The following is a 1,415-nucleotide window of genomic DNA, read 5'->3' on the forward strand; positions in this document are numbered from 1 at the left end:
GGACGGGCATGGAGACCCTGCGCGCCAGCGGCGAGCACACCGGCGGCCCCAGCGGCTACTCCGACGCCGACCGGCGCGAGTTCGCCAACGCCCTGAATCGCTGGCTCGCCAAGAACCAGCGCCGCTGATGCCGGTGCCACACACCCTGTGCCGGCTGGCGCGACCGAGATAACGGTAGAGTCCCCGCCGTGGCGCCGGGGACGGCACGAAGCGGAGGTCTTTTTCCAGGGATGGAAAAAGTAGCGCCCAGGGACGGGTTCACAGCGCCTCCGCGCAGAGCCGTCGACGGCGACACGCCCCACCGCACTCCTGCGCCGCCATCACAGCCAGACCATCCCGGCAGCGGCTTACCCCTTCTCGCGGATGCCCTGCCCCGGCAGGCGCTCGCGATCGTGGGGCCGCTCCAGCTCGAGGCGCGGGCCGGCGGGCACGATGCGAGTCGGGTTGATGGTGTCGTGGCTGTAATAGTAGTGGCGCTTGATATGGTCGAGGTCCACCGTCTCCGCGATGCCCGGCCACTGGTAGAGCTCGCGCAGATAGTTCGACAGGTTCGGGTAGTCCTCGATGCGCCGCAGGTTGCACTTGAAGTGGCCGTGGTAGACGGCATCGAAGCGCACCAGGGTGGTGAACAGGCGGATATCGGCCTCGGTCAGCCACTCGCCGGCCAGATAGCGGGAATCAGCCAGGCGCGCCTCGAGCCGATCGAGGGCCGAGAACAGCGCCATCACGTGCTTCTCGTAGACGTCCTGTTCGGTGGCGAAGCCCGACTTGTAGACGCCGTTATTAACGTGCTCGTAGACGTCGGCGTTGATGGCATCGATGGTCTCGCGCAGGTCGGCCGGATAGAGATCCAGCCGGTTGCCGGTGAGGCCATCGAAGGCACCGTCGAGCATGCGGATCAGGTCGGCTGACTCGTTATTGACGATGCGGCTCTGCTGCTTGTCCCACAGGGCCGGCACGGTCACCCGGCCGGTGTAGTGAGAATCGGTGAGGGTATAGAGCTCACGGTGGTAGTCGACGCCGTTGACGGCGTCGCCGCTGGAGCCCTCGTCACGGTGATAGCTCCAGCCCTGATCGAGCATCAGCGGGCTGGTGTGGGAGACGCCGATCAGCCCCTCCAGGCCCTTGAGGCGCCGCATGATCAGCGCGCGATGCGCCCAGGGGCAGGCCAGGGAGACATAGAGGTGGTAGCGCCCCGCCTCGGCCGGCAGCCCCGGCTGGCCATCCGGCCCGGGGGAACCGTCGGGGGTGATCCAGTCGCGCAGCTTCGCCGATTCCCGCACGAACTCCCCGCCGTGCCGCTTGGTGTCGTACCACTGATCATCCCGGCTTATTCATGAGGGCGTCCTGAAAACGAAGATGGCGAGTGGTTTTCTCTTGTAGAATCAAGATGTTCCTGCCAGAACACGATTCAA

The 1,415-nt window shown here is 66.1% G+C and carries 2 protein-coding genes; one reads left to right on the forward strand and one right to left on the reverse strand.

Going from position 1 to position 1,415, the window contains the following annotated elements; genetic code table 11:
* Window positions 1-8: 8 nt before the first annotated feature.
* The gene (locus tag BM388_RS17455; protein WP_425431950.1) at window positions 9-128 is read left to right on the forward strand and encodes a DUF188 domain-containing protein; all 120 of its coding nucleotides are present in this window, start codon (window positions 9-11) and stop codon (window positions 126-128) included.
* A gap of 219 nt (window positions 129-347) precedes the next feature.
* Here BM388_RS17455 and BM388_RS17460 read toward each other — a convergent pair whose 3' ends face one another.
* On the reverse strand, window positions 348-1,283 hold the full coding sequence (locus tag BM388_RS17460; RefSeq protein WP_342714267.1) for a glutathione S-transferase family protein: 936 nt from the start codon (window positions 1,281-1,283) through the stop codon (window positions 348-350).
* Between the last annotated feature and the right edge of the window lie 132 nt (window positions 1,284-1,415).

Source organism: Halomonas saccharevitans, assembly GCF_900116405.1.
GTDB lineage: Bacteria > Pseudomonadota > Gammaproteobacteria > Pseudomonadales > Halomonadaceae > Halomonas > Halomonas saccharevitans.